This is a genomic window from Leisingera sp. ANG-M6, assembly GCF_000813905.1.
In the GTDB taxonomy this organism is placed as follows: domain Bacteria; phylum Pseudomonadota; class Alphaproteobacteria; order Rhodobacterales; family Rhodobacteraceae; genus Leisingera.
Genome location: NZ_JWLG01000044.1, coordinates 1 through 814, shown reverse-complemented (window position 1 = coordinate 814; position 814 = coordinate 1). Strand labels below are relative to the sequence as shown.

General features: G+C 67.4%; 1 protein-coding gene. It reads right to left on the bottom strand.

Going from position 1 to position 814, the window contains the following annotated elements:
• The coding region (locus RA24_RS21530) for an ATP-binding cassette domain-containing protein (protein WP_039194368.1) at positions 1-814 on the bottom strand (814 nt) is incomplete at both ends.

The window sequence follows — 814 nt, the reverse complement described above, 5'->3', positions numbered from 1 at the left end:
CAGCGCCACGCCGCGTTCCCCCACATGGGCGTCATAGCCGGTCCGCCCCGCGTGGTCGCGCAGGCCCATGATGAACTCATGCGCCTCCGCCCGCTTGGCGGCAGCAATCATCTCTGCCTCCGTGGCACCAGGGTTGCCGTACATGATATTGGCCCGCACCGAGCGGTGGATCAGCGAAGTGTTCTGCGTCACCACCCCGATCCGGCTGCGCAGGCTCTCCTGCGTCACCCCGCGGATGTCCTGCCCGTCGATCAGAATGCGCCCGCCTTCCGGGTCGCGGAACCGCAGCAGCAGGTTGATCAGGGTCGATTTCCCCGCCCCCGACGGCCCGGCAATGCCCACCCGCTGACCCGCCGGGATGTGCAGGTCAATGCCGTTCACCCCGCCTGCCGTGTTGCCGTAATGGTGCCGCAGCCCCTCGATCCGCACTTCGGCACGGGCCACCTCCAGCGGCTTGGCTCCGGGCGCGTCCGACACCTCATGCACGGCTGACAAGGACCGCAGACCCTCGCGGATCACCCCCATGTTCTCAAACAGCCGGATCGTCACCCACAGGATCCAACCGCTCATGCCGTTCAGGCGGATCGTCAGGGCTGAAACCGCCGCCACCTCGCCAACGCTGACAGACCCGCGCATCCACATCCAGATGGCAGGCGCCACCACGATCAGGATCAGCACGCCGTTGATGGCAATGCTGCCAAACGCCAGCCGCGTCATCATCCGCAGGAACCGCTGATAGCGCGTCCGCAGCCGCCGCAGCGCCGACAGCGCATAGGCCTGCTCCTGCCCGTCGCGGGCAAACAGCTTCACCGTC